Below are 21,763 nucleotides of genomic sequence, written 5' to 3'. Positions count from 1 at the left end.
ACCCGCGTTTCCCCCACCCCCGCAGGAGGAAAGACATGGCACGCAGACCCCTGTCTGCCGCGCTCGCCCTCGTGGCCGGCGCCGCTGCCGCTCTTGTCATCCCCACCGGATTCGGCACCGCGTCCCCCGCGCAGGCCGCCGCCCCGGGCGACAAGGACGTCACCGCCGTGCTGTTCGAGTGGAAGTTCGCCTCCATAGCCAAGGCCTGCACGGACTCCCTCGGTCCGGCGGGCTACGGCTACGTCCAGGTCTCGCCGCCCCAGGAGCACATCCAGGGCGGCCAGTGGTGGACGTCCTACCAGCCCGTCAGCTACAAGATCGCCGGTCGCCTCGGTGACCGCGCCGCCTTCTCCGCCATGGTCAACACGTGTCACTCGGCGGGCGTCAAGGTCGTCGTGGACTCCGTCATCAACCACATGGCGGCGGGCAACGGCACCGGCACCGGCGGCTCGTCGTACACGAAGTACAACTACCCGGGGATCTACTCCGGCAGCGACATGGACCACTGCCGCGCCCAGATCACCAACTACCAGGACCGCGCCAACGTCCAGAACTGCGAACTGGTCGGCCTCGCCGATCTGGACACCGGCGAGGAGTACGTCCGGGGCAGGATCGCCGGCTACCTCAACGACCTGCTCTCGCTCGGGGTCGACGGCTTCCGGATCGACGCGGCCAAGCACATGCCCGCCGCCGACCTCGCCAACATCAAGTCCCGGCTGACCAACCCGAACGCCTACTGGAAACAGGAGGCGATCCACGGAGCGGGCGAGGCCGTCTCGCCGTCCGAATACCTCGGCACCGGGGACGTCCAGGAGTTCCGGTACGCGCGCAGCCTCAAGCAGGTCTTCCTCAACGAGAACCTCGCCCACCTGAAGAACTTCGGCGAGAGCTGGGGCTTCATGGAGTCCGGCAAGTCAGCCGTCTTCGTCGACAACCACGACACCGAGCGCGGCGGCGACACCCTCAACTACAAGAACGGCTCCGCCTACACCCTGGCCAACGTCTTCATGCTGGCCTGGCCCTACGGCTCCCCGGACGTCCACTCCGGCTACGAGTTCAGCGACCACGACGCCGGACCGCCCGGCGGCGGCCAGGTGAACGCCTGCTACAGCGACGGCTGGAAGTGCCAGCACGACTGGCGCGAGGTCTCCTCCATGGTCGGCTTCCGCAACGCGGCACGCGGCCAGGCCGTCACCAACTGGTGGGACAACGGGGGCGACCAGATCGCCTTCGGCCGGGGGAACAAGGCGTACGTGGCCATCAACCACGAGTCCTCCTCGCTGACCCGGACCTTCCAGACCTCGCTGGCCGCCGGAGACTACTGCGACGTGCAGAGCGGCCGGGGCGTCACGGTGAACGGCTCCGGCCAGTTCACCGCCACCCTCGGCGCCGGTACGGCCGTGGCCCTGCACGCGAACGCCCGTACGTGCTCCGGCGGCGGAGGCACCCCGAGCCCCGGCACCGGCCAGTCCGGCGCCTCCTTCGGCGTCAACGCCACCACCCAGCTCGGCCAGAACATCTACGTCACCGGCGACCAGGCCGCCCTCGGCAACTGGAACCCCGCCAGTGCGCTGAAGCTCGACCCGGCCACGTACCCCGTCTGGAAGCTGGACGTGAACCTGCCCGCCGGGACCTCGTTCGCGTACAAGTACGTCCGCAAGGACGGACAAGGCAACGTCACCTGGGAGAGCGGCGCCAACCGCACCGCCACCGTCCCGTCCTCAGGAAAGGTCACGCTCACCGCCGACGTCTGGCGCAGCTGACCCGTAACTCCCTGTGGGCCGGAGGCGCGCCGCCTCCGGCCCACAGCCAACCCTCCTGCCACATCACCCGAGGAGCACCCCTCTCGTGTCCAGAACCACCCTCAGACGGGGGGTGATCGCCGCGCTCTGCGTGGCGCTGCTGCCCGTCGTCCCGGCGGCCACCGCCGCCGCCGCGCCCCGACCGCCCGCACCGCCCTCCGACGCCGAACTGGCGAAGGAGGCGGCCCGGCACGACCTCACGCGCGAGCAGTTCTACTTCGTGCTGCCGGACCGGTTCGCCAACGGCTCCACCGCCAACGACCGGGGCGGGCTGAAGGGTTCACGCCTGGAGCACGGCTTCGACCCCACCGACAAGGGGTTCTACCAGGGTGGCGACCTCAAGGGCCTGACCCAGAAGCTGGACTACATCAAGGGCCTCGGCACCACCGCGATCTGGCTCGCCCCGATCTTCAAGAACCGGCCCGTCCAGGGCACGGGCAAGGACGCCTCGGCCGGCTACCACGGTTACTGGATCACCGACTTCACCCAGGTCGACCCGCACTTCGGCACCAACGCCGAGCTGGAGAAGCTGATCGACAAGGCCCACGCCAAGGGCATGAAGGTCTTCTTCGACGTCATCACCAACCACACCGCCGACACCGTCGACTACGCGGAGAAGGCCTACGGCTACAAGCCCAAGGGCGCCTTCCCCTACCTCGACAAGGACGGCCGGCCCTTCGACGACCGGGAGGGCATCAGGAAGGTCGACCGGGACTCCTTCCCCTACACCCCGGTCCAGGCGCCCGGCGCGGAGAAGAAGGTCCCGTCCTGGCTCAACGACCCGACGATGTACCACAACCGGGGCGACTCGACGTGGGCCGGCGAGTCCAACGAGTACGGCGACTTCTCCGGCCTCGACGACCTGTGGACCGAGCGTCCCGAGGTCGTGCAGGGGATGCGGAAGATCTACGAGAAGTGGGTCCGCGACTTCGACATCGACGGGTTCCGCATCGACACCGTCAAACACGTCGACCTGGACTTCTGGACCCAGTGGGCCACCGCGCTGGACGCGTACGCCGCCAAGCGGGGCCGGAAGAACTTCTTCATGTTCGGCGAGGTCTACTCCGCCGACCCGGCGATCACCTCGCCGTACGTCACGCGGGGCCGGCTGGACTCGACGCTGGACTTCCCCTTCCAGGAGGCCGCCCGGCAGTTCGCGTCGCAGGGCGCCCCGGCGGACCGGCTCGCCTCGGTGTACGGCAACGACTACCGCTACACCACGGACAAGGCCAACGCCTACGAGCAGGTCACCTTCCTCGGCAACCACGACATGGGCCGCATCGGGACCTTCCTCAGGCAGGACAACCCGCAGGCCGATGACGCGGAGCTGCTGAAGCGGGCCCGGCTCGCCAACGAGCTGATGTTCCTCGGCCGGGGCAACCCGGTGATCTACTACGGCGACGAGCAGGGCTTCACCGGCGCGGGCGGCGACAAGGACGCCCGCCAGACCCTCTTCGCCTCGAAGACCGCCGACTACCTGGACGACGACCAGCTCGGCACCGACCGCACCCACGCCTCGGACGCGTACGACACCAAGCACCCGATCTACCGCTCCATCGCCGGGCTCGCCAAGCTCACCAAGGAGCACCCGGCGCTGCGGGACGGTGTGCAGAGCGAGCGGTACGCGCAGGGGTCGGTGTACGCCACCTCGCGCATCGAGACCAAGCGGCCGTACGAGTACCTCGTCGCCTCCAACAACGCGGCCACGCCGAAGAAGGTCCAGCTCGCCACCGAGTCGGCCGGGATGAACTTCCGCACGCTCCACGGCGGTTCCGGCGCGGTTCGCAGCGGCGCCGACAAGAAGGTCACCGTCACCGTGCCCGCCCTCGCCAGCCTCGTGCTGCGGGCGGACAAGCCGCTCGGCGCCCCCGCCGCCAAGCCCGCGATCACGCTGAAGGCCCCGGCCGCCGGAGCCACCGGCACCGTCGAGATCAGCGCGGACGTCGAGCGCGGTCAGCTCAACCGGGTCGTCTTCGCCGCCCAGGTGGGCAACGGGAAGTGGCAGACGCTCGGTTCGGCCGACCACGCCCCGTACAAGGTGACCCAATACCTCGACGAGACGGTGAAGGGCGGAACACCCCTGCGCTACAAGGCCGTTGTCGTCGACCGGGCGGGCCGCACCTCCAGTGCTCTCGCCACCACCGCCGCCGGGCAGACCCCGCCGACGCCGAAGCCCGTCGCCGTCGACCGCGACCGGGCCGTAGTCCACTACCAGCGCCCCGACGGCGACTACGAGGGCTGGCAGCTCAAGTCCGGTGAGAGGAAGGCTGAGTTCATCGGGCGGGACGCCTTCGGCGCGTTCGCCTGGATCGACCTTGAGGAGGGCGCGAGCTCGGTCCCGTACACCGTCGAGAGGAACGGCACGGCGGACGGCCCGGAGCGGACCATCGACCTCGGGGTGACCGGGCAGGTCTGGATCCAGCAGGGCAAGGACGAGCAGGCGGCCGAGGCCCCCGAGGCTCCGCCGCAGGACACCACGAAGGCCGTTCTCAACTACCACCGCGCCGACGGCGATTACGACGGCTGGGGGCTGCACACCTGGACCGGCGCCAAGGAGCCCACCGACTGGGCCAAACCGCTGATGCCGGTCAGTAAGGACGCCTACGGGGTCACCTTCGAGGTGCCGCTCACCGACGGTGCCACCTCGCTCAGCTACATCCTGCACAAGGGTGACGAGAAGGACCTCTCCAGCGACCAGTCCCTCGACCTCGCCACGTACGGCCACGAGGTCTGGATGCTCGGCGGCAAGTCCGGCTACCTGCTCCCGCAGGCCGGCGGCGGCGCGGCCCCCGACCTGACCAAGGCCGAGGCGCAGTGGATCGACGCGGACACCGTCGTCTGGAAGGTGAAGACGACCGACGCCACCAGCCAGCAGCTCGTGTACGCCGAGAAGGGCGGCATCTCCGTCGTCGGCGGGGCGCTCTCCGACGAGGGCCAGTGGCTGCGGCTCACCTCGGCCTCGCTCAGTGACGCGCAGAAGGCGAAGTTCCCGCACCTGAAGGACTATCCGGCCTTCACCGTCGACCCGCGCGACCGGGACCGCGTCCGTGAGTCCCTGCGCGGCCAGCTCATCGCCACGCAGCGGGCCGCCAACGGCGCTCTGCTCGCGGCCACCGGCGTACAGACAGCGGGAATTCTCGACGACCTGTACGGGAGGAGAGCCGCCTCGGCGTCGCTCGGTCCGGTGTTCCGTGGCGGTACGCCGACGCTCTCCGTCTGGGCCCCGACCGCCCGGACCGTCGCCCTCGAACTCGACGGCCGTACGCACGAGATGAAGCGCGACGACCGCACCGGCGTCTGGTCGGTCACCGGCAAGAAGGACTGGCGGGGCAAGCCCTACCGGTACGCCGTCACCGTCTGGGCGCCCACCGTCCGGAAGCTCGTCACCAACAAGGTCACCGACCCCTACTCCACCGCCCTGACCGCCGACTCCGCCCGCAGCCTCGTCGTCGACCTCACCGACCCCAAGCTCGCGCCGCGCGGCTGGTCCGCCCTGAAGAAGCCCGCCGCCACCCCGCTGCGGGACGCCCAGATCCAGGAGCTGCACGTCCGGGACTTCTCCATCACGGACCGGACGTCGAAGCACCCGGGTGAGTATCTGGCCTTCACCGACACCCGGTCCAAGGGCATGCGGCACCTGAAGAAGCTCGCCGACTCCGGCACCAGCTACGTCCACCTGCTGCCCGTCTTCGACATCGGGACCATCCCCGAGCAGAAGAAGGACCAGGCGAAGCCGGCCTGCGACCTGCACGTCTACGCCCCCGACTCCGAGGAGCAGCAGGCCTGCGTCTCCCAGGCCGCCGCCAAGGACGGCTTCAACTGGGGGTACGACCCCTTCCACTACACCGTCCCCGAGGGCTCGTACGCCTCCGACCCCGACGGCACCCAGCGCACGGTCGAGTTCCGGCAGATGGTCCAGGGGCTCAACCAGGCCGGGCTGCGCACGGTGATGGACGTCGTCTACAACCACACCGTCGCCTCCGGCCAGGACGACAAGTCGGTCCTCGACCGGATCGTGCCCGGCTACTACCAGCGGCTCCTGGAGGACGGCACCGTCGCCACCTCCACCTGCTGCGCCAACACCGCGCCCGAGAACGCCATGATGGGCAAGCTCGTCGTCGACTCCCTCGTCACCTGGGCGAAGGAGTACAAGGTCGACGGCTTCCGCTTCGACCTGATGGGCCACCACCCCAAGGAGAACATCCTCGCGGTCCGCAAGGCGCTGGACGCGCTCACCCTCGCCAAGGACGGCGTGGACGGCAAGAAGATCATCCTGTACGGGGAGGGCTGGAACTTCGGCGAGATCGCGGACGACGCCCGCTTCGTCCAGGCCACCCAGAAGAACATGGCCGGCACCGGCATCGCGACCTTCTCCGACCGGGCCCGTGACGCCGTGCGCGGCGGCGGCCCCTTCGACGAGGACCCCGGCGTCCAGGGCTTCGCCACCGGCCTCTACACCGACCCCAACTCCTCCCCGGCCAACGGCACCCGCGCCGAGCAGAAGGCCCGGCTGCTGCACTACCAGGACCTGATCAAGGTCGGGCTCTCCGGCAACCTGGCCGACTACACCTTCACCGACACCTCCGGGCGGACGGTCAAGGGCTCGGACGTCGACTACAACGGGGCACCCGCCGGATACGCGGCCGTCCCCGGCGACGCACTGGCCTACTCCGACGCCCACGACAACGAGACGCTCTTCGACACCCTCGCCTTCAAGCTCCCGGCCGGAACCACGGCCGCCGAGCGGGCCAGGGCCCAGGTGGTCGCGCTGGGCGCCTCCGTCCTGTCGCAAGGCCCCTCGCTCTCCCAGGCGGGCACGGACCTGCTGCGCTCCAAGTCGCTGGACCGCAACTCCTACGACAGCGGCGACTGGTTCAACGCCCTGCACTGGGACTGCCGTGACGGCAACGGCTTCGGCCGCGGCCTGCCGCCCGCCGCCGACAACCAGGACAAGTGGTCCTACGCAAAGCCGCTGTTGACGGCCTCCGCCACGATCGCGCCCAACTGCGCCCAGATCGAAGGCGCTTCGGCCGCCTACCGCGACCTGCTCACCATCCGCGCCACCGAGAAGGGGTTCTCGCTCGCCACCACCGGGCAGGTGCAGTCCGCCCTGTCCTTCCCGCTCTCCGGCAAGGACGAGACCCCCGGCGCGATCACCATGCGGCTGGGCAAGCTCGCCGTCGTCCTCAACGCCACCCCGGACACCGCCACCCAGCGGCTCGCCGCACCGGCGGGGAAGACGTACGCCCTGCACCCGGTCCAGGCCACAGGTGCGGATCTTACGGTCAAACGAGCCAGATACGACGCGAAATCGGCCAGTTTCACCGTACCGGGACGGACGGTGGCGGTCTTCGTCCTGCGTTGACAGCCACCGGGACTACGGTGACGACAGACGTCGGCGAAGGAGCCGCGCAGGCCGTCCTGGTCCACCCGGCCGGTCCCGCCCCCGCTACCTGGGGGCGGGACCGGCCCGGTTCGTGCGGCAGGAGTTCCGCCCGGGGCGGTCGGCTCACCGGCGCCCTCTGCCCCAGCGTGCCGGACGGTGATGATGACCAAGGTGGGATTCCTTCCCGAGGAGACGAGCAGCTTCGTCGGGAGGCGGGCCGAACTGGCCCGTCTGGAATTCGCGTTGACCACGCGGCGGATGACCACCCTGATCGGTCCCGGCGGCGTCGGCAAGACCCGGCTCGCCGTCCGGGCGGCCCGCGCGGCCGCCGGCCGCTACCCCGACGGCGCCTGGTGGGCGGACCTCTCCCCGCTCTACGACGACGCGCTCCTGCTCCCCACGGTCTCCGACGCGGTCGGACTCGCCGACCACACCCTGCGGATGCCCGTCGAGGCGCTCTGCGAATGGCTCAGTGACAAGCGCCTCCTGCTGGTCCTGGACTCCGCCGAACACCTCCGCGCCCCCTGCTCCCATCTGCTGGCCGAGCTGCTCACCACCTCGCCCGGCCTGACCGTCCTGGTCACCAGCAGGCAGCCGCTCGCCACCCGGGGCGAGCACGTCGTACGCATCCAGCCGCTCCCCGTCGACGGCGCTCCCGACGCGCTCCAGCTCTTCGAGGACCGGCTGCGCGCCGGCGACCCGCACGCGGGGCTGGGGGCGCCGGGCGACCGGGCGGCCGCCGCCGACATCTGCCGCCGCCTCGAAGGCATCCCGCTCGCCATCGAACTGGCCGCGGCGGGTATCGGCCGCCACACCGTGGCCCAGCTCGCCACCCGCATCGGGACCCGCTTCGACTCCCCGGTCGACGCCGAGGACCTCACCGCCTCCCGCCTCGACCTGCTCGCCGACGACTCCCTCTGGCCCCGCCGCCACCGCACCCTGCGCACGACGATCGGCTGGAGCCACGAGCTGTGCACCCCGCTGGAGCGGCTGCTGTGGGCCCGGCTCACCCTGCTGCGTACGGACTTCGACGAGGAGATGGCCCGGGAGGTGTGCACCGGGGGGCCGCTCACTGCGGACGAGGTGGACCGGGCGCTGCAAGGGCTCGTCGCCCAGTCGGTCGTCCAGCCGGACGGCACCCGCTACCGGATGCTGGACACCCTGCGCGAGTACGGCCGCATGTGGCTCGTCGAGCTGGGCGAGGAGCGGGCCGCCGCCGACCGCCACGCCGCCTGCTTCCTCGGCCTCGCCCGCCGCGCCCATGACGGCTGGACCGGCCCCGACCAGGTCTCCTGGTACCACAGGGTCGCCGACGCCCACCTGGACCTGTGCGCCGCCCTGGACCACCTGCTGGCCCACGATGTGGCGGGGGCCCAGGAGATGGCGGGCCGGGTCGGCTTCTTCTGGGCCTGCTGCGGCCATCTGTCGGAGGCCCGCGGCTACGCCCAACGGGCCCTGGAATCCGGCCCGGTGGAGGGTCCGCACCGGACCCGGTTGCAGTGGGTGCTCGGGGTGGCGGCCCTGCTCCAGGGAGACTTCGCGACCGCCGAGAAGTACGGGGCGCTCTGCACGGCCATCGCGCTCCACGACCGGGACGACGAGGGCATGCTCGGCGCCACCTATCTCTCCGGCCTCACCCAGCTGATGAACGGCGAACCCGCGGCCGCGCTGGAGGCGGCCGAACGGGTGCTGCGGATGACGGAGACGGCTCCCCCCGACGGGGGGTCCGCGGAGCAGCGGGCCACGGCCTCCGATTCCGGTGGGGGCACCGCCTCCGCGGAGTCGGATGGTGACGCCCCCGCCGAGTCCGCCCACCGGCTGCGCTGCCGCCTCATCACCGTCTTCGCGCTCACCGCACTGGGCCGGCTCACCGAGTCCGGGCGGGCCGCCGCCGCGCTGCGCCGGTCCTGCGAGCGGGGCGGTGAGCACTGGACCCGCTCTTACGCGGACTACCAGCTCGCCCTGATCGCCCTGCTCCAGGGCCGCCCGGAGGCCTCCGCCGCGCACGCCCGGGCGATGCTCGTGGGCAAGCACCGGCTCCGCGACAGCTTCGGCATCGCGCTGGGCCTGGACATCCTGGCCGCCGCGATCGCAGCCCAGGGCGCGGGGGCCCAGGCCGCCAGGGTGTACGGCACCGGGCACGCGTACTGGCGGATGGTCGGCCACCCCCAGCGCGGTACGCCGGAGCTGGGCCCGGTCCGCGAGACCTGCGAGCTCCAGGCCCGGGCGGCGGTGGGCGACGAGGCCTACCAGCGCGCCTTCGAGCGCGGCCAGGCGGACAACGCGGAGGCCGGCCTGGCGGCGGCGCTGCGGAGCGGGCTTCAGCTCCAGGAGCCATGGGAGCGCGATCCGGGGGAGTGACGCGGAAGGACGGATCCTGACGGCGGACTACCCCGACCCGTACATCGTGAGTTAGGTTAGGCATGCCTAAGTAACCGCTTGGGTTTCCTGACCGCCTCTGGAGAACTCGGATGCGTCCTTTCAGCGCCCGTGCCACGCAGCCGACCCGCGCCGAGCGCGTCCGGTCGATCCTCGTCGTCGCCCACTCGATGACGGTGGTGAGCGAGGGGGTGCAGACCGAAGTCCGCCGCCTGGACGGCACGGGGGCGATGGGCCACATCCACCTGCACGCCCCCGCCGAGGGCGGCCACGCCGCGGCCGGACAGCGGGTCCCGGCGCGCCTGGAGTTCACGGACATCGCCCCCACTCCCGTACGCGACCGACTCCGTGCCCGGGTCACGGTCACCGGTCTGCTGGCGGCGCCGTACAGCACGGACACCGAGGCCTCCACCTGCATGGAGTTCGGCCAGGCGGTCCTGGAGGACGCCGAGGGGCGTACGTTCGTCACGCTGGAGGAGCTGGAACGGACGGAGACCGACCCGGTCGCCGCGTGCGAGGCGGGCATGCTGACGCACCTGGTCGACGACCACAGCGAGCTCGTGCCGCTGCTGCTGCGCCTGGTCCGCCCGCACCCGGACCGGGGGATGGTGCGGGCGGTGCCGCTGGCGATGGACCGCTACGGGGTGACGCTGCGCCTGGAGTACCCGCGCAGCCACCGGGACGTCCGGCTGCCGTTCCCGAAGCCGGTGACCGACATCGACCAGGCGGGCCCGCAGATCCACGCCCTCCTGGCCGCCGCCCGCCGCGTCTCCCACCACAACGGCCTTCCGGCGTAGGGGTGGTGTCGGCTCAGGGGCTTTCGTCGCGGGGCAACCGCTGTGCCGGGACTGCCGGGACTGCCGGTACGGCGGGGGCGAGGGCGGAGAGCCGGCTCAGCAGCTCCCCGAACGGCCCTTCCGCGGGCTCCTGGGAGAGCACCCGCAGCACGATGCCCGCCATCTCCTGGTCGTACGCGGCGCTGACGGCCGCCAGTGCGGCGAAGTCGTGCACGAGCTGGGTCTCCAGCTCCTCACGCGGGATGCGCCGGCCGTCCAGCCAGATCAGCGCGGTCGACTCGGCCAGCGAGACCCAGGAGCGGACCACCAACTCCAGCCGGGCGGGCGGGTCTTCCACCCCCAGATGCGTGATGATCTGCTCGTACGCGGCCTGCCGCACCCCGTCGATCATGGCGTTGGCGGTGGACGAACCGACGGCCGGACCGCCGCGCATCAGCGCCGAGAAGCCCGGCCCGTGCTCGTCGACGAAGTCGAAGAACCGCCCCATCACCCGGAGCAGCCGTGCACCCAGAGGCCCTTCGGGCGGCTCCAGGAAACGGGTGGCCAGCTCGTCCGCCGCACGCCGCAGCGCCGCCTCGTACAGGCTCTGCTTCCCCGGGAAGTAGTGGTAGACCAGTGGCCGTGAGATGCCCGCGGCGGCGGCGATCTCGTCGATCGACACATCCTCGGGGGAGCGCCGGCTGAACAAGTCCAGCGCGACGCCGATCAGTTGCTGCCTGCGCTCGTCGACGCCCATCCTGCGCCGTACCCCGGTCGTCATCCGGACAGCCTAACCGGGGCGCGGACGCGTGGCGTCTACAGGTCCAGGACGAGCCGCGCGCCCCGGCAGCGCGAGACGCAGATCAGCATCGAATCGCCGCGCTCGTCATCGGTCAGCAGCTCGTCCCGGTGGTCGATCTCACCTTCCAGGACGCGCTGTTGGCAGGTCCCGCAGAAACCCTGCTCGCAGGAGTACGAGACATGGGGCAGCTCCTCGCGGACGGCGGCCAGCACCGACTGCCCGGCGGCGACCCGCACGGTCCGCCCGCTGCGGTGCAGCTCCACCTCGAAGGCGGAGGAGTCCACCGCACCCACCGCGTCGGCCGTCGCCGCGGAGAACCGCTCCAGATGCAGGGTGCACCCCTCGGGGAGGGCGGCGGTGACGGCGTCCATCAGGGGCTCGGGTCCACAGCAGTAGACGGCCGTGCCGGGCGCGATGTCCGCCAGTACGGCGGCGGCGTCCGGATGCCCGGCCTCGTCCTGCGCGACCACGGTCACCCGTCCGCCCTCGGCGCCGAGCTTCTCGACCTCGTCCAGGAAAGGCATCGATCCCCGGGAGCGACCCCCGTACAGCAGACGCCAGTCGGCACCGCGCGCGGCCAGCGAGCGCAGCATCGGCAGGACCGGGGTGATCCCGATCCCGCCCGCGACGAAGACGTACGCCTCCGCCTCCACCAGCGGGAACCGGTTGCGCGGCCCGCGCACCTCGATCTCCGCGCCCTCCTGGAGCTGCTCGTGCACCTCCCGCGACCCGCCCCGCCCGTCCTCCACCAGCCGGGTCGCGACGGTGTACGTACCGGGGTCGTCCGGATCACCGCAGAGCGAATACTGCCGCACGAGCCCGGAGGGCAGCACGAGGTCGAGGTGGGCGCCGGGCTGCCAGCGCGGCAACGCGGCCCCCTCCAGCCGTAGTCGTACGACTCCGTCGGCGACGGAAGCACGCTCGGTGATGAGCAGCCGCCGGATGCTGGTCGCCCGCCGCTGCGAATGGCCGGAGACCGGCTCCGCCAGGGCGGGCATCGGCCACAGCGGGGACCGGGCGATCCGGCGGCGGAGCGCCCGCCGGGTGAGCAGGGCGGTACCGGCGACGAGGGCGACGGTACGCAGACGGGGCAGGGCCATGGGTCAGGACGTTCCCGTCGTACGGGCCTCGGCGGCGAGCGCCGCGGGCGAGTGGGCGAGGTAGTCGACGGCCTGGGCCGTGCTGCCCTCCTGGGAGGGGTGGTACGAGCGGCTGAGGTAGCTGGGTATGGACCGCAGGATCGCCCCCGTGCTGGGCAGCGTCCCCTCCTTGCCGCTGGTGTGGAACGCCTTGAACGAGGCCTTCCCGTCCAGCAGGCTCGGATCGTTCTCCATGAAGAACCGGGTCCCGCGCTGCCAGAGGAAGACCAGCGCCGAGAAGGCCGCCGCCCAGGTCCGCACCCGCCTGCGGTAGCCGCCGTCGACGTGCATGAACACCTCGAACGCCACCGACCGGTGCTCCACCTCCTCCGCCCCGTGCCAGCGCAGCAGATCCAGCATGGTCGGATCGGCGCCCTTGCGGTCCAGCGCCTCCGCGTTCAGGATCCAGTCGCCGAGGAAGGCGGTGTAGTGCTCGATCGCCGCGATCATGGCCACCCGCTCCATCAGCCACCACTGCGACGGCCGCCCCGGCGGCAGTGTCCGGTCCCCGAGCAGCTTCTCGAAGAACCAGTCGACCTGCGCGGTGTACGGGGTCGGGTCCAGCCCCAACTCCCGCAGATGCGGCAGTACATCGTCATGGGCCTGCGAGTGCACGGCCTCCTGCCCGATGAACCCGATGACGTCCTCGCGGAGCTGCTCGTCATGGATGTACGGGAGAACCTGCCGGTACACATGGATGAACCACCGCTCCCCGGCCGGCAGCAGCAGGTGGAGCACATTGATGGTGTGCGTGGTGAAGGGGTCGCCCGGCACCCAGTGCAAGGGGGTCTTCTCCCAGCCGAAGGAGACCTTGCGGGCCTTGAGGGGCGTCCGCTCGGACGCGACCGCCGCTGGCTGCGTGTTAGACATGGTGTCAATGTACTGATGGGTACGCGGGGGGACCAGAGGCCTGCACGGATTCATCCTCGGCCGTCGGGGTGGTCCCGTCTCCACCGGGACGAACACCGCGCCCAGCCGTTCCCGCCCGCCACCGGCATCCCCGCTTCCATGACGGTCACGTGACTGGCCAACTCACTCATGGATCCGGCCCGTCGGGCCACCCCCGGAGAGGCCGGGCGGCAGCCACTCTCCAGCCGAGGGAACATCATGGAGGGATGACGACGAACTCAGCCCGTGCCCGCTCGTTCGACGCGGTGGCCGCCTCCTACGCCGCCCACCGGCCCTCCTACCCGCCCGCCCTGCTGGACGCGGTCGAGGAGCTGTCCGGCCGCTCCCTGGCCGGAGCGCGGGTCGCGGACGTGGGGGCCGGGACCGGGATCGCCACCGCCCTGCTGGACGGCCGGGGCGCCAGGGTTACGGCGGTGGAGCCGGGTGACGGGATGGCGGAGCAGCTCCGCCGGGGCCTGCCGCACGTGCCCGTGGTGCGGGGTGACGGCAATCAACTCCCGCTGCGGACCGGGTCGCTGGACCTGATCACGTATGCCCAGTCCTGGCACTGGACCGATCCCGCCCGCTCCGTACCCGAGGCGCGCCGGGTGCTGCGGCCGGGCGGGGCGCTCGCCCTGTGGTGGAACGACTCCGACCCGCGGGTGGAGTGGATCGGTGATCAGAGGCGGCGGGTGCTGGACGCCTTCGGTGAGGGGCAGGAGGACCAACACGTGGCGGCGTACGACCCCGACACCCGGCTCCGGGCCGAGCTCCCCGCCGGGGTGGACTTCCGCACCCGGCAGGTGGAGTGGAGCCGCGAGGTGTCCCTCGACGTCCACCTCGCCAACCTGGCCAGCCACTCGGTCTTCCTGGTCGCGGAACGGGAGGTGGCCACGTCCGTACTGGAGCGGGAACGCGCCCTGCTGGCCGCCGCCTTCCCCGGCGGGACGGTCCGGGAGGCCTATGTGACGAGCCTGGCCGTCACCCGTACCTGAGCCCGGATCTGGGTGCAGGATGGGCCGATGGCGACAGAACCGGAATGGCGAGTCGGAGCCGGCCCCCGGGCCGCGGGCACCCTCCTGGCGGCACTGCTGCTCCTGAGCGGGTGCAGCGCGGACGGCAGACAGAACGCGGCCGACGGCGCCGGGAACGACCGTCCCTCGGCGCCGCCGACCGCGACGGGAACCCTGGAGCAGCTGGCCGAGAAGGCCGGCTGCGAACCCAACGTACAGACCGACGCCCAGGAGCTCCGGCAGGCCAACTGCAAGACATCCACCGGGCGTTATGTGCTGACCACCTTCGCGACCGACCGCGGTCAGCGCGAGTGGATCAACGAGGCGAAGGACTACGGCGGTTCGTACCTCGTCGGCCGGCGCTGGGTCGCCGTCGGTGACGCGAAGGTGGTCGCGGCGCTGCGCGGCCGGCTCGGGGGGACGGTGGAGACCGCCTCGCCGCACCACTCGGGGGAGAGCGGTGGTGGGGGGAGCGAGGGAGAGCACTCCGGTCACCACGGGAGCTGACCGCGCAGGTCGAGGGGGACGGGGGCCGGTGCCGGTGCCGAATCACCGGCACCGGCACCCTCGGTGGCACAGGTGTCGTATCAGCGGCACCTGCGCCCGTCGTTGATGCACCGCACCATCTTCTTCATCAGCTGCTTGTCGAAGACGTTGATGAAGTCGCCGTGGTCGGTGATCGGCTTGTGCAACTGCTCGGGGAAGGAGTCGACGGCGAAGCCGGGCCCCGGCGGTACGTCGTACACGATCCGCTGGACGAGCTGCGGTACCGCCCGGAACCCGCTCGGGCAACGTCCGTCGGGCTGCGCGAACGCCACATGGGTGCGGTGGTTGGCGCTGTCGGTGTTCTGCCCGTCCCAGCAGTTCTGGAAGGCGAACGTACGCACCACCTGACTGCCCTCGGGACAGATCGGGTACTTGTCCTTCAGCTGGCGGTTCTCGAAGCCGGTGCAGCTCCAGGAGGCGTTGGCGTTGGCGTCGCCGTTGGTGAACGCCTTCGCGTCCCCGGTGATGATCCGCAGGAAGCGCGGCATGGCCGTGACCCGGCTGACGGGGGAGCCGACGAACTTCAGGGTCACCTGGGACGGCGTCCGGATCTCGCCGACGTTCTGGTCCTTGCCGCCGCCGTCCTCGTTCACGTCGGGCGCGTTCTGCCCGTTCTGCAGACGCAGTACGGGCCAGTAGTAGGTCGACCGGTCGCCCTGGTTGCGGCAGGTGGTGGCGCCGTTCGCCAGATCGTCGTCCCCGGCGAAGGCGTCGTTGGCCTGGTTGCCGATGTAATCGTGCATATGGTGCGCGCCGTTGCTCACGCCGGGCGCGACGATGACGTTGTCCGGGTTGAACTTCCCGTTCTCGTTGCGGCCGCAGTCGGTGGTGAAGGTGCCCCGGGAGGCGCCGCGGCGCTGGCGGGGGCGCTGGACGTTGGGCTGGACGGACTGGATGTCGACAAAGTCGGACGGCTCGGGCCCGTTCCCGCCCTGCCCCTGACCTGGGCCTTGACCGCCGTTGCCCGGGTCCTGGCCGTTGCCTTGGCTGTCACCCTGGCCCTGGCTGCCACTTTGGCCTTGGTCATCGCCCTGGCCTTGATTCTGGCCCTGGTCCTGCCCCTGGCCGTTGTCCTGGCCACCGTCGCCGTTGCTGCCGTTACCGCCGTCGCCAGGGTTGCCGCTGCCGCTGTCGTCGGCGCGCAGGCTGCACGCGGCGAGACCTTCGATCCCTTGGGGCCGCTCTCCGGCGCGCCCGATCGCGATGCCGATGCGGTCGAGGCTCGCCGTCCGCTTGTTCCGCAACGGGCCGAGCACGGCGTTCTCCGCGAGCCCGGGATCCCGGGATATCTGCTCCTTCCGGTCGGCGAACTGGCGGTAGGCATCGGTGATCTGGGTATCCATCGCGGCGAGTTCGCGGTCGACCTCGGGGCGTGCCCGCTCGGGCACGTCGGGCAGTTCGTTACCGGCATCGGGACAGTCGATGGTGGACATCTGGCGACCCGCGTTCTGGGTCCGGGCGTTGGGCGCCGAACCGGACGGCCCTTCCCCCGCGGAGGCGTAGACATTGACCGCCACCAGCCCGCCCCCGCCCAGGATCAGGGCGGCGGAGGCAGCTATGGCCCGGTTGGCCAGGCTGGAGCGTTTCTTGCGGGACGTACGGGGTGTACGTGCTGTGCGTCGCATGGGACTCCTCTGCTTCGAGGGAGAAGCGTGACGTCCCATACGCGCGCACCCGGCGCCCTGTTCAGCCTCCCGGCCGATTCGTACGAAGCTCCAGCGGGAAAGCGGCCAGAATCCCCAACTCTCAGGCGAAGGAGGCCAATGGGGCGTCCACCGGCGCTCCGGTGAGCCGGTTGGCGGGGGTGGACAGGGTGTACGCGCCGATGCCCAGGACCACTCCCAGGGCGTTCTGTTCGGTGTAGCCGTAGGGCCGAGTGGGCCCGGGCCCTGGGTGAGGAACGGCTGAGCGCCCTTGAGGCGGACCTGCGCACCATGGCCCCGGCGTACGCGTTCCGCCTCGACGCGGCCGGCTGGTCCACGGGCTGACCGACGGACCCGAACCAGGCGCACGACCGGACCCGCCTCTCGCGCCACGTCGCCCCCGGATCGGCTGTGGCTCGGGGGCGGCTGCATCCCTCGGCCGGTCGCGTCGCCCCCGGATCAATCGTGCCTTGGGGCCGGCTGCGACCCCGGTCGGCCGCACCCCTGGGCCGGTCGCCCCCCCCCGGATCAGCCGTGCCCCGCGCCGACTGCGCCCCTGGGCCAGCTGCGTCGCCCCCCCCGGATCAGCCGTGCTCCGGATGGGCCGAACCGTGCCCCGCCTCACCCCTGGTCCAGATAGGCCAGCACCGCCAGCACACGTCGATTGTCGTCGTCCGAAGGCGGCAGACCGAGCTTGCCGAAGATGTTCGACGTGTGCTTGGCGATCGCCCGTTCCGTGATCACCAGTTGGGCGGCGATCGCCGTGTTGGACCGGCCCTGGGCCACCAGCTCCATCACCTCCCGCTCGCGCGGGGTGAGGCCGCCCATCGGCTTGTCCTGCGAACGGCGTGACAGGAGCTGCGAGATCACCTGCGGGTCCATCGCCGTGCCGCCCGCCGCCACCCGTCGTACGGCGTCGATGAACTGGTCGGCGTCGAAGACCCGGTCCTTGAGGAGATATCCGATGCCCCCGTTCCCGTCGGCCAGCAGCTCCCGGGCGTACAGCTGCTCCACGTGCTGCGAGAGCACCAGCACCGGCAGTCCCGGCCGTGCCCGCCGGGCGGCGAGGGCGCACTGCAGGCCCTCGTCCGTGTGGGAGGGCGGGAGCCGGACGTCGACGACCGCGACGTCCGGCTCCAACTCGGCCAGGGCCTTGCTCAGTTCGGGACCGGTCTCCACCGCCGCGGCGATCTCGAACCCGTACGCCTCCAGCATGCGCACCAGCCCGTCGCGCAGCAGGAAGAGGTCTTCGGCTAGGACAACACGCAAGGCAGCTCCATGGTGACCATGGTGGGACCGCCCGCGGGGCTGCTGACGGCCAGGACGCCGTCGAATGTACCGAGTCGCCGTTCGACTCCGCTCAGCCCGGAGCCCGATCCGATCCGCGCACCGCCCCCGCCGTTGTCCGTCACGGAGATCCGGAGCATCCCCTCGCCGTGGTGCAGGTCCACCCAGATCCGGTCGCCCCCGGCGTGCTTCACCGCATTGGTCAGCACCTCGCTCACCGCGAAGTACGCCGCCGACTCCACCGCCGCCTCCGCCCGCCCCGGCAGCTCCACCGTCACCTCCGTGGTGACCGGCAGCCGCAAGGCCAGCGCCTTGACCGCGTCGCCCAGCCCACGCTCGGCGAGGACCGGCGGATGGATGCCCCGGACCAGGTCGCGCAGCTCGGTCAGCGCCTCCGCCGACGACTCCCGGGCCACCGCCAGCATCTTCTTCGCCTGCGCCGGGTCCTTCTCGATGAGCGCCTCGATCGTGCCCAGGTTCATCCCCATCGCGACCAGCCGCGCCTGCGCCCCGTCGTGCAGGTCCCTCTCGATGCGCCGCAGCTCGGAGGCGGCGGTGTCCACCGCCTCGTGCCGGGTCTCGGTGAGCCGGTCCACCCGCTGCGCCAGCGCCTGCTCGGGCGTGGGCGCCAGCAGCGGGCGGGCGATCACGAAGTGCAGCCGCAGCAACGGCGCCGCGGTCTTCAGACCCACCGCGAAGATCACGGCCCCGACCGCCAGCGCGGCCAGCGCCGTCGCCTGGCTGTCCACGGGCACGAACCCGTACCAGTAAGGGCCGGCGTCCTGGAACGCGCGCCACAGCCCCGCCGCCAGGATCAGCCCCTCGACCGGGTAGACCATCAGCGAGGCGGCGAGTATGGCCACGACCGGACCGACCGTCATGTCGACCAGCAGCCACTGGAGGTCCCGCCAGGTCGCCGGGTCCTTCAAGAGCAGTGTGGTCCGCTCCACCTGCCCGGTGACCCCCCGGCGCAGGTCCGGCGGGAACGGCCGGTACGGGACCGGGATCCGTACGCCGGACCAGTCGGCCGCCCACGCCCGCCGCTGGTTGGCGTGGCGGCGCACCCCCTCCAGCACCAGCGGGGTGGTGAACACCCCGATGCCCAGCAGGATGAAGGCGATCGAGAGCACCGCGAGGACGAACAGGAGAATGGAGACCGCCAGCCCGTAGACCGACAGGACGAGCCCTCGTCCCGCCGCCAGCATCGGCGGCCGTACTCGTGTCGCGAGTGCGTTCATGGTGCTCCCTCTCCCCTCACGGGGCCCGAGCCGGCCCCCGCTTTGCTGCAAGTCTCACCCCCGCCCGCCCTGCGGCGGCAGCCGGTACGCCACCCACCCGGGGGTGTAGCTGGCCCCACCCCCGGCCCTGGGGCCGGCCCCTCGTGAACGGGGTTCCGACGGCTGGGGGGATCACCTTCGCGATGCGGGGCGACGCGCGGACCGCTCCCGAGCGGGTCCAGCCGGTGCTGGACGCCGTGGCGGCCGTGGCGAAGGACCACCGGGACGTCGAAGTCCACCAGCGCGGCGGGGCCAGTGCGGACAGGTGGCTGGGCGACCATGCTGGCCGACGACTTCCGGCGGGCCGAGTTCACCGCCGTACCGCTCACCCTCGCCATCCTGCTCGTCGCCGCGCTGCTCCCGGTCGGCCTCGCCCTCACCGCGTGCCTGGCCGCCTTCGGCCTGCTCTCCGTCGCCAGCCACCAGCTGCACCTGTTCCAGACGACGTACTCGGTGATGTTCCTGATGGGCTTCGCCGTCGGTCTCGCCGTGGCGGTGCTGCTGGACGCCACCCCCGTACGTCCGAAGGTGTGAGACACGGGGGGCGGCCCCGGACCACGGTGCGGAACCGTGGTCCGGGGCCGCCGGACGTGTGGGGCGATCAGGCCGGTCAGGGCGTGTACTTGTACCCCACCCGGCGGACCGTCTGGATCGAACGCCGGTGCTCCGCACCGAGCTTGCGGCGCAGCCGGGCGACATGGACGTCGACGGTGCGCCCGTCGCCCACGTGCCCGTACCCCCACACCGTCGTCACCAGCTGGTCGCGGGTGTGCACCCGGTGCGGGTGCGCCACCAAGTGGGCCAGCAGTTCGAACTCCAGGTACGTGAGGTCGAGGGTGGCCCCGTCGACGGAGGCCGTACGCCGCGTCGAGTCGATCCGGACCGGGCCGGGCGACGGTGCCTCCTCGACCGGCTCCGGCCCCGGCTGCCGGCCGAAGGGCGCGCGGCCCTGCCGGTCGGGCTGCCGGGCGTGCTGGGAGGCGGCGACCGCACCGGCGAGCGCGGGCTGCTGGTCGGCCGGGACGAGCACCAGGTAACCGATCATCGGCGGCTGGCCCGGCAGGGCGGGAAGCGTGTGCTGGGGGGCGGGCAGCCAGGTCGCGCCCGGCGGCAGGAAGTCGGCGACGTCGGAGAGCCGGGCGACCTCGTCACGGTCGACGGCGCGCAGGCGGTGCCGGTTGGGGGAGAGGGAACGGGCGGTGGGGTTGGCCGCAGCGGGCGCCGGGGAGGCTGCGGTGGCAGCGGAAGCGGCGGAGAGAGTACGAGTGTTCGCCATGGAGGGTCAGCTCTTTCGCGCGAGGAGTCGTCGAGGACGGACTTACGTCGTGCGCGCGGACCGAAGGCCGGGGTGAGCGGCTTTAGAGGGCCTGCGCGTTCCACGCGCGGCAACACACCCGGTCGAAATCATGGTGTTGACGGGAAGGCCAGAACGGCTCGAGGTCGCTGCGACCCGACGCGATGTACTGGAAGCTGGCCATGGCTCCATTGAAGCAGACATTGCGGTAATGCATCAGACTCCTCTCACCCGTCGATACGGACTCTTGGCGTTACCTTCCTCACGCTGCGCTTTCTCTTGCTCACTTTTTCTTCCTCCGGTCTCGAACGGGCGGGCGGTCTCGAACGAGCGGGGAAAACACGGAGGGAGGGGCCCGCCGGCGAACCGGCGGGCCCCTCCCCGTAGGCGTCCTGGCGCCGTGATCAGACCTGGTCGGCCTTCTCCAGCGCGGTGCAGCAGGTGTCGACGATCAGCCGCGTGACGACGTACGGGTCGACGTTGGCGTTGGGACGGCGGTCCTCGATGTAGCCCTTCTGGTCCTGCTCGACCTGCCAGGGGATACGGACCGAGGCGCCGCGGTTGGAGACGCCGTAGCTGTACTCGTTCCACGGGGCGGTCTCGTGCAGACCGGTGAGCCGGTCGTCGATGCCCGCGCCGTAGTTCTTCACGTGGTCCAGCGGCTTGGAGCCCTCACCCAGGGACTCGCAGGCGGTGATGATCGCCTCGTACCCCTCGCGCATCGCCTTGGTGGAGAAGTTGGTGTGCGCGCCCGCGCCGTTCCAGTCGCCCTTGACCGGCTTGGGGTCCAGTGTCGCGGAGACGTTGAAGTCCTCGGCGGTGCGGTAGAGCAGCCAACGCGCCACCCACAGCTGGTCGGAGACCTCCAGCGGGGAGAGCGGGCCCACCTGGAACTCCCACTGGCCCGGCATGACCTCGGCGTTGATGCCCGAGATCCCGAGTCCGGCGGCCAGGCAGTTGTCGAGGTGCTTCTCCACGATCTCGCGGCCGAAGATCTCGTCCGCGCCGACGCCGCAGTAGTAGCCGCCCTGCGCGGCCGGGAAGCCGCCTTCGGGGAAGCCGAGCGGGCGGTGGCCGTCGAAGAAGGTGTACTCCTGCTCGATGCCGAAGATCGGGGCCTGGCCCGCGAACTGCTCGGCGACCGGACGCAGCGCCGCCCGGGTGTTGGACTCGTGCGGCGTCATGTCGATGTTGAAGACCTCGCAGAGCACGAGGACGTCGTCACCGCCGCGGATCGGGTCCGGACAGGTGAAGACGGGCTTCAGCACGCGGTCGGAGGCGTGCCCCTCGGCCTGGTTGGTGCTGGAACCGTCGAATCCCCAGATCGGGAGATCCGCCACCTCGCCCGACGGCGTGCCGTCCATGATCTTCGTCTTGGAGCGAAGCTTGGCGGTCGGCTCGGTGCCGTCTATCCAGATGTACTCAGCCTTGAACGTCACGGACGCCATCCTTTGCGGGTGCAGCGGTCTATGCCGCGCAGCTTGGCAAGATGCGATTTCCCGTCCGTTGCCCGAGTGTGAACCCCGTGTTA

Annotated in this window: 14 protein-coding genes and 1 pseudogene; 7 read left to right on the top strand and 8 right to left on the bottom strand. The window is 71.2% G+C overall.

Features of this window, described 5'->3' with window-relative positions; translation table 11 throughout:
• Nucleotides 1-35: 35 nt before the first annotated feature.
• The 4 genes from D6270_RS08200 to D6270_RS08185 all read left to right on the top strand — a co-directional run bounded on the left by D6270_RS08200 (nt 36) and on the right by D6270_RS08185 (nt 10,364).
• The gene (locus tag D6270_RS08200) at nt 36-1,763 is read left to right on the top strand and encodes a carbohydrate-binding module family 20 domain-containing protein (RefSeq protein WP_109166026.1); all 1,728 of its coding nucleotides are present in this window, start codon (nt 36-38) and stop codon (nt 1,761-1,763) included.
• Nucleotides 1,764-1,848: 85 nt separating this feature from the next.
• The gene (gene pulA, locus D6270_RS08195) at nt 1,849-7,167 is read left to right on the top strand and encodes a pullulanase-type alpha-1,6-glucosidase (protein ID WP_109166027.1); all 5,319 of its coding nucleotides are present in this window, start codon (nt 1,849-1,851) and stop codon (nt 7,165-7,167) included.
• A gap of 180 nt (nt 7,168-7,347) precedes the next feature.
• A complete protein-coding gene (locus D6270_RS08190; RefSeq protein ID WP_109166028.1) occupies nt 7,348-9,549 on the top strand; it encodes an ATP-binding protein in 2,202 nt (733 codons plus the stop codon).
• 110 nt (nt 9,550-9,659) lie between these two features.
• Complete coding sequence (locus D6270_RS08185; protein WP_109166029.1) at nt 9,660-10,364, top strand: DUF2470 domain-containing protein; 705 nt, start codon at nt 9,660-9,662, stop codon at nt 10,362-10,364.
• Nucleotides 10,365-10,377: 13 nt separating this feature from the next.
• Here D6270_RS08185 and D6270_RS08180 read toward each other — a convergent pair whose 3' ends face one another.
• Genes D6270_RS08180 through D6270_RS08170 form a run of 3 tightly spaced genes read right to left on the bottom strand, consistent with a single transcriptional unit; the run spans nt 10,378 to nt 13,154 of the window.
• Nucleotides 10,378-11,124, bottom strand: a complete 747-nt coding sequence (locus D6270_RS08180) for a TetR/AcrR family transcriptional regulator (RefSeq protein WP_109166030.1) — start codon at nt 11,122-11,124, stop codon at nt 10,378-10,380.
• A 35-nt stretch (nt 11,125-11,159) separates the two neighbouring features.
• Complete coding sequence (locus D6270_RS08175) at nt 11,160-12,245, bottom strand: PDR/VanB family oxidoreductase (RefSeq protein ID WP_109166031.1); 1,086 nt, start codon at nt 12,243-12,245, stop codon at nt 11,160-11,162.
• A 3-nt stretch (nt 12,246-12,248) separates the two neighbouring features.
• On the bottom strand, nt 12,249-13,154 hold the full coding sequence (locus D6270_RS08170; protein ID WP_109166032.1) for a metal-dependent hydrolase: 906 nt from the start codon (nt 13,152-13,154) through the stop codon (nt 12,249-12,251).
• Nucleotides 13,155-13,399: 245 nt separating this feature from the next.
• Between D6270_RS08170 and D6270_RS08165 the strand changes: the two genes are divergently transcribed.
• Both D6270_RS08165 and D6270_RS08160 read left to right on the top strand, forming a co-directional pair.
• Entirely contained in the window at nt 13,400-14,167 is a 768-nt protein-coding gene (locus D6270_RS08165; protein ID WP_109166033.1) for a class I SAM-dependent methyltransferase, read from the top strand.
• 27 nt (nt 14,168-14,194) lie between these two features.
• On the top strand, nt 14,195-14,692 hold the full coding sequence (locus D6270_RS08160) for a hypothetical protein (protein WP_109166034.1): 498 nt from the start codon (nt 14,195-14,197) through the stop codon (nt 14,690-14,692).
• An 80-nt stretch (nt 14,693-14,772) separates the two neighbouring features.
• Here D6270_RS08160 and D6270_RS08155 read toward each other — a convergent pair whose 3' ends face one another.
• From D6270_RS08155 to D6270_RS08140, 3 genes are all read right to left on the bottom strand, one after another.
• Nucleotides 14,773-16,356, bottom strand: a complete 1,584-nt coding sequence (locus D6270_RS08155; protein ID WP_109166035.1) for a DUF1996 domain-containing protein — start codon at nt 16,354-16,356, stop codon at nt 14,773-14,775.
• Between the two features lie 639 nt (nt 16,357-16,995).
• The gene (locus tag D6270_RS08145; protein WP_109166036.1) at nt 16,996-17,643 is read right to left on the bottom strand and encodes a LuxR C-terminal-related transcriptional regulator; all 648 of its coding nucleotides are present in this window, start codon (nt 17,641-17,643) and stop codon (nt 16,996-16,998) included.
• Entirely contained in the window at nt 17,628-18,899 is a 1,272-nt protein-coding gene (locus tag D6270_RS08140; protein ID WP_109166037.1) for a sensor histidine kinase, read from the bottom strand. Before D6270_RS08140 ends, D6270_RS08145 begins: the two co-directional genes overlap by 16 nt.
• A 170-nt stretch (nt 18,900-19,069) precedes the next feature.
• Here D6270_RS08140 and D6270_RS08135 point away from each other — a divergent pair.
• Nucleotides 19,070-19,424, top strand: a pseudogene (locus tag D6270_RS08135) (MMPL family transporter); the annotation flags it as partial.
• Between the two features lie 124 nt (nt 19,425-19,548).
• Here the strand turns inward: D6270_RS08135 and D6270_RS08130 are convergent.
• Both D6270_RS08130 and glnII read right to left on the bottom strand, forming a co-directional pair.
• Nucleotides 19,549-20,214, bottom strand: a complete 666-nt coding sequence (locus tag D6270_RS08130) for a winged helix-turn-helix domain-containing protein (protein WP_109166038.1) — start codon at nt 20,212-20,214, stop codon at nt 19,549-19,551.
• Between the two features lie 422 nt (nt 20,215-20,636).
• Entirely contained in the window at nt 20,637-21,671 is a 1,035-nt protein-coding gene (gene glnII / locus D6270_RS08125) for a glutamine synthetase (RefSeq protein WP_109166039.1), read from the bottom strand.
• Nucleotides 21,672-21,763: the final 92 nt, after the last annotated feature.

The sequence above is a fragment of the Streptomyces griseus subsp. griseus genome (genome assembly GCF_003610995.1).
Lineage (GTDB): Bacteria > Actinomycetota > Actinomycetes > Streptomycetales > Streptomycetaceae > Streptomyces.
This window is presented reverse-complemented; position numbering and strand designations above follow the sequence as displayed.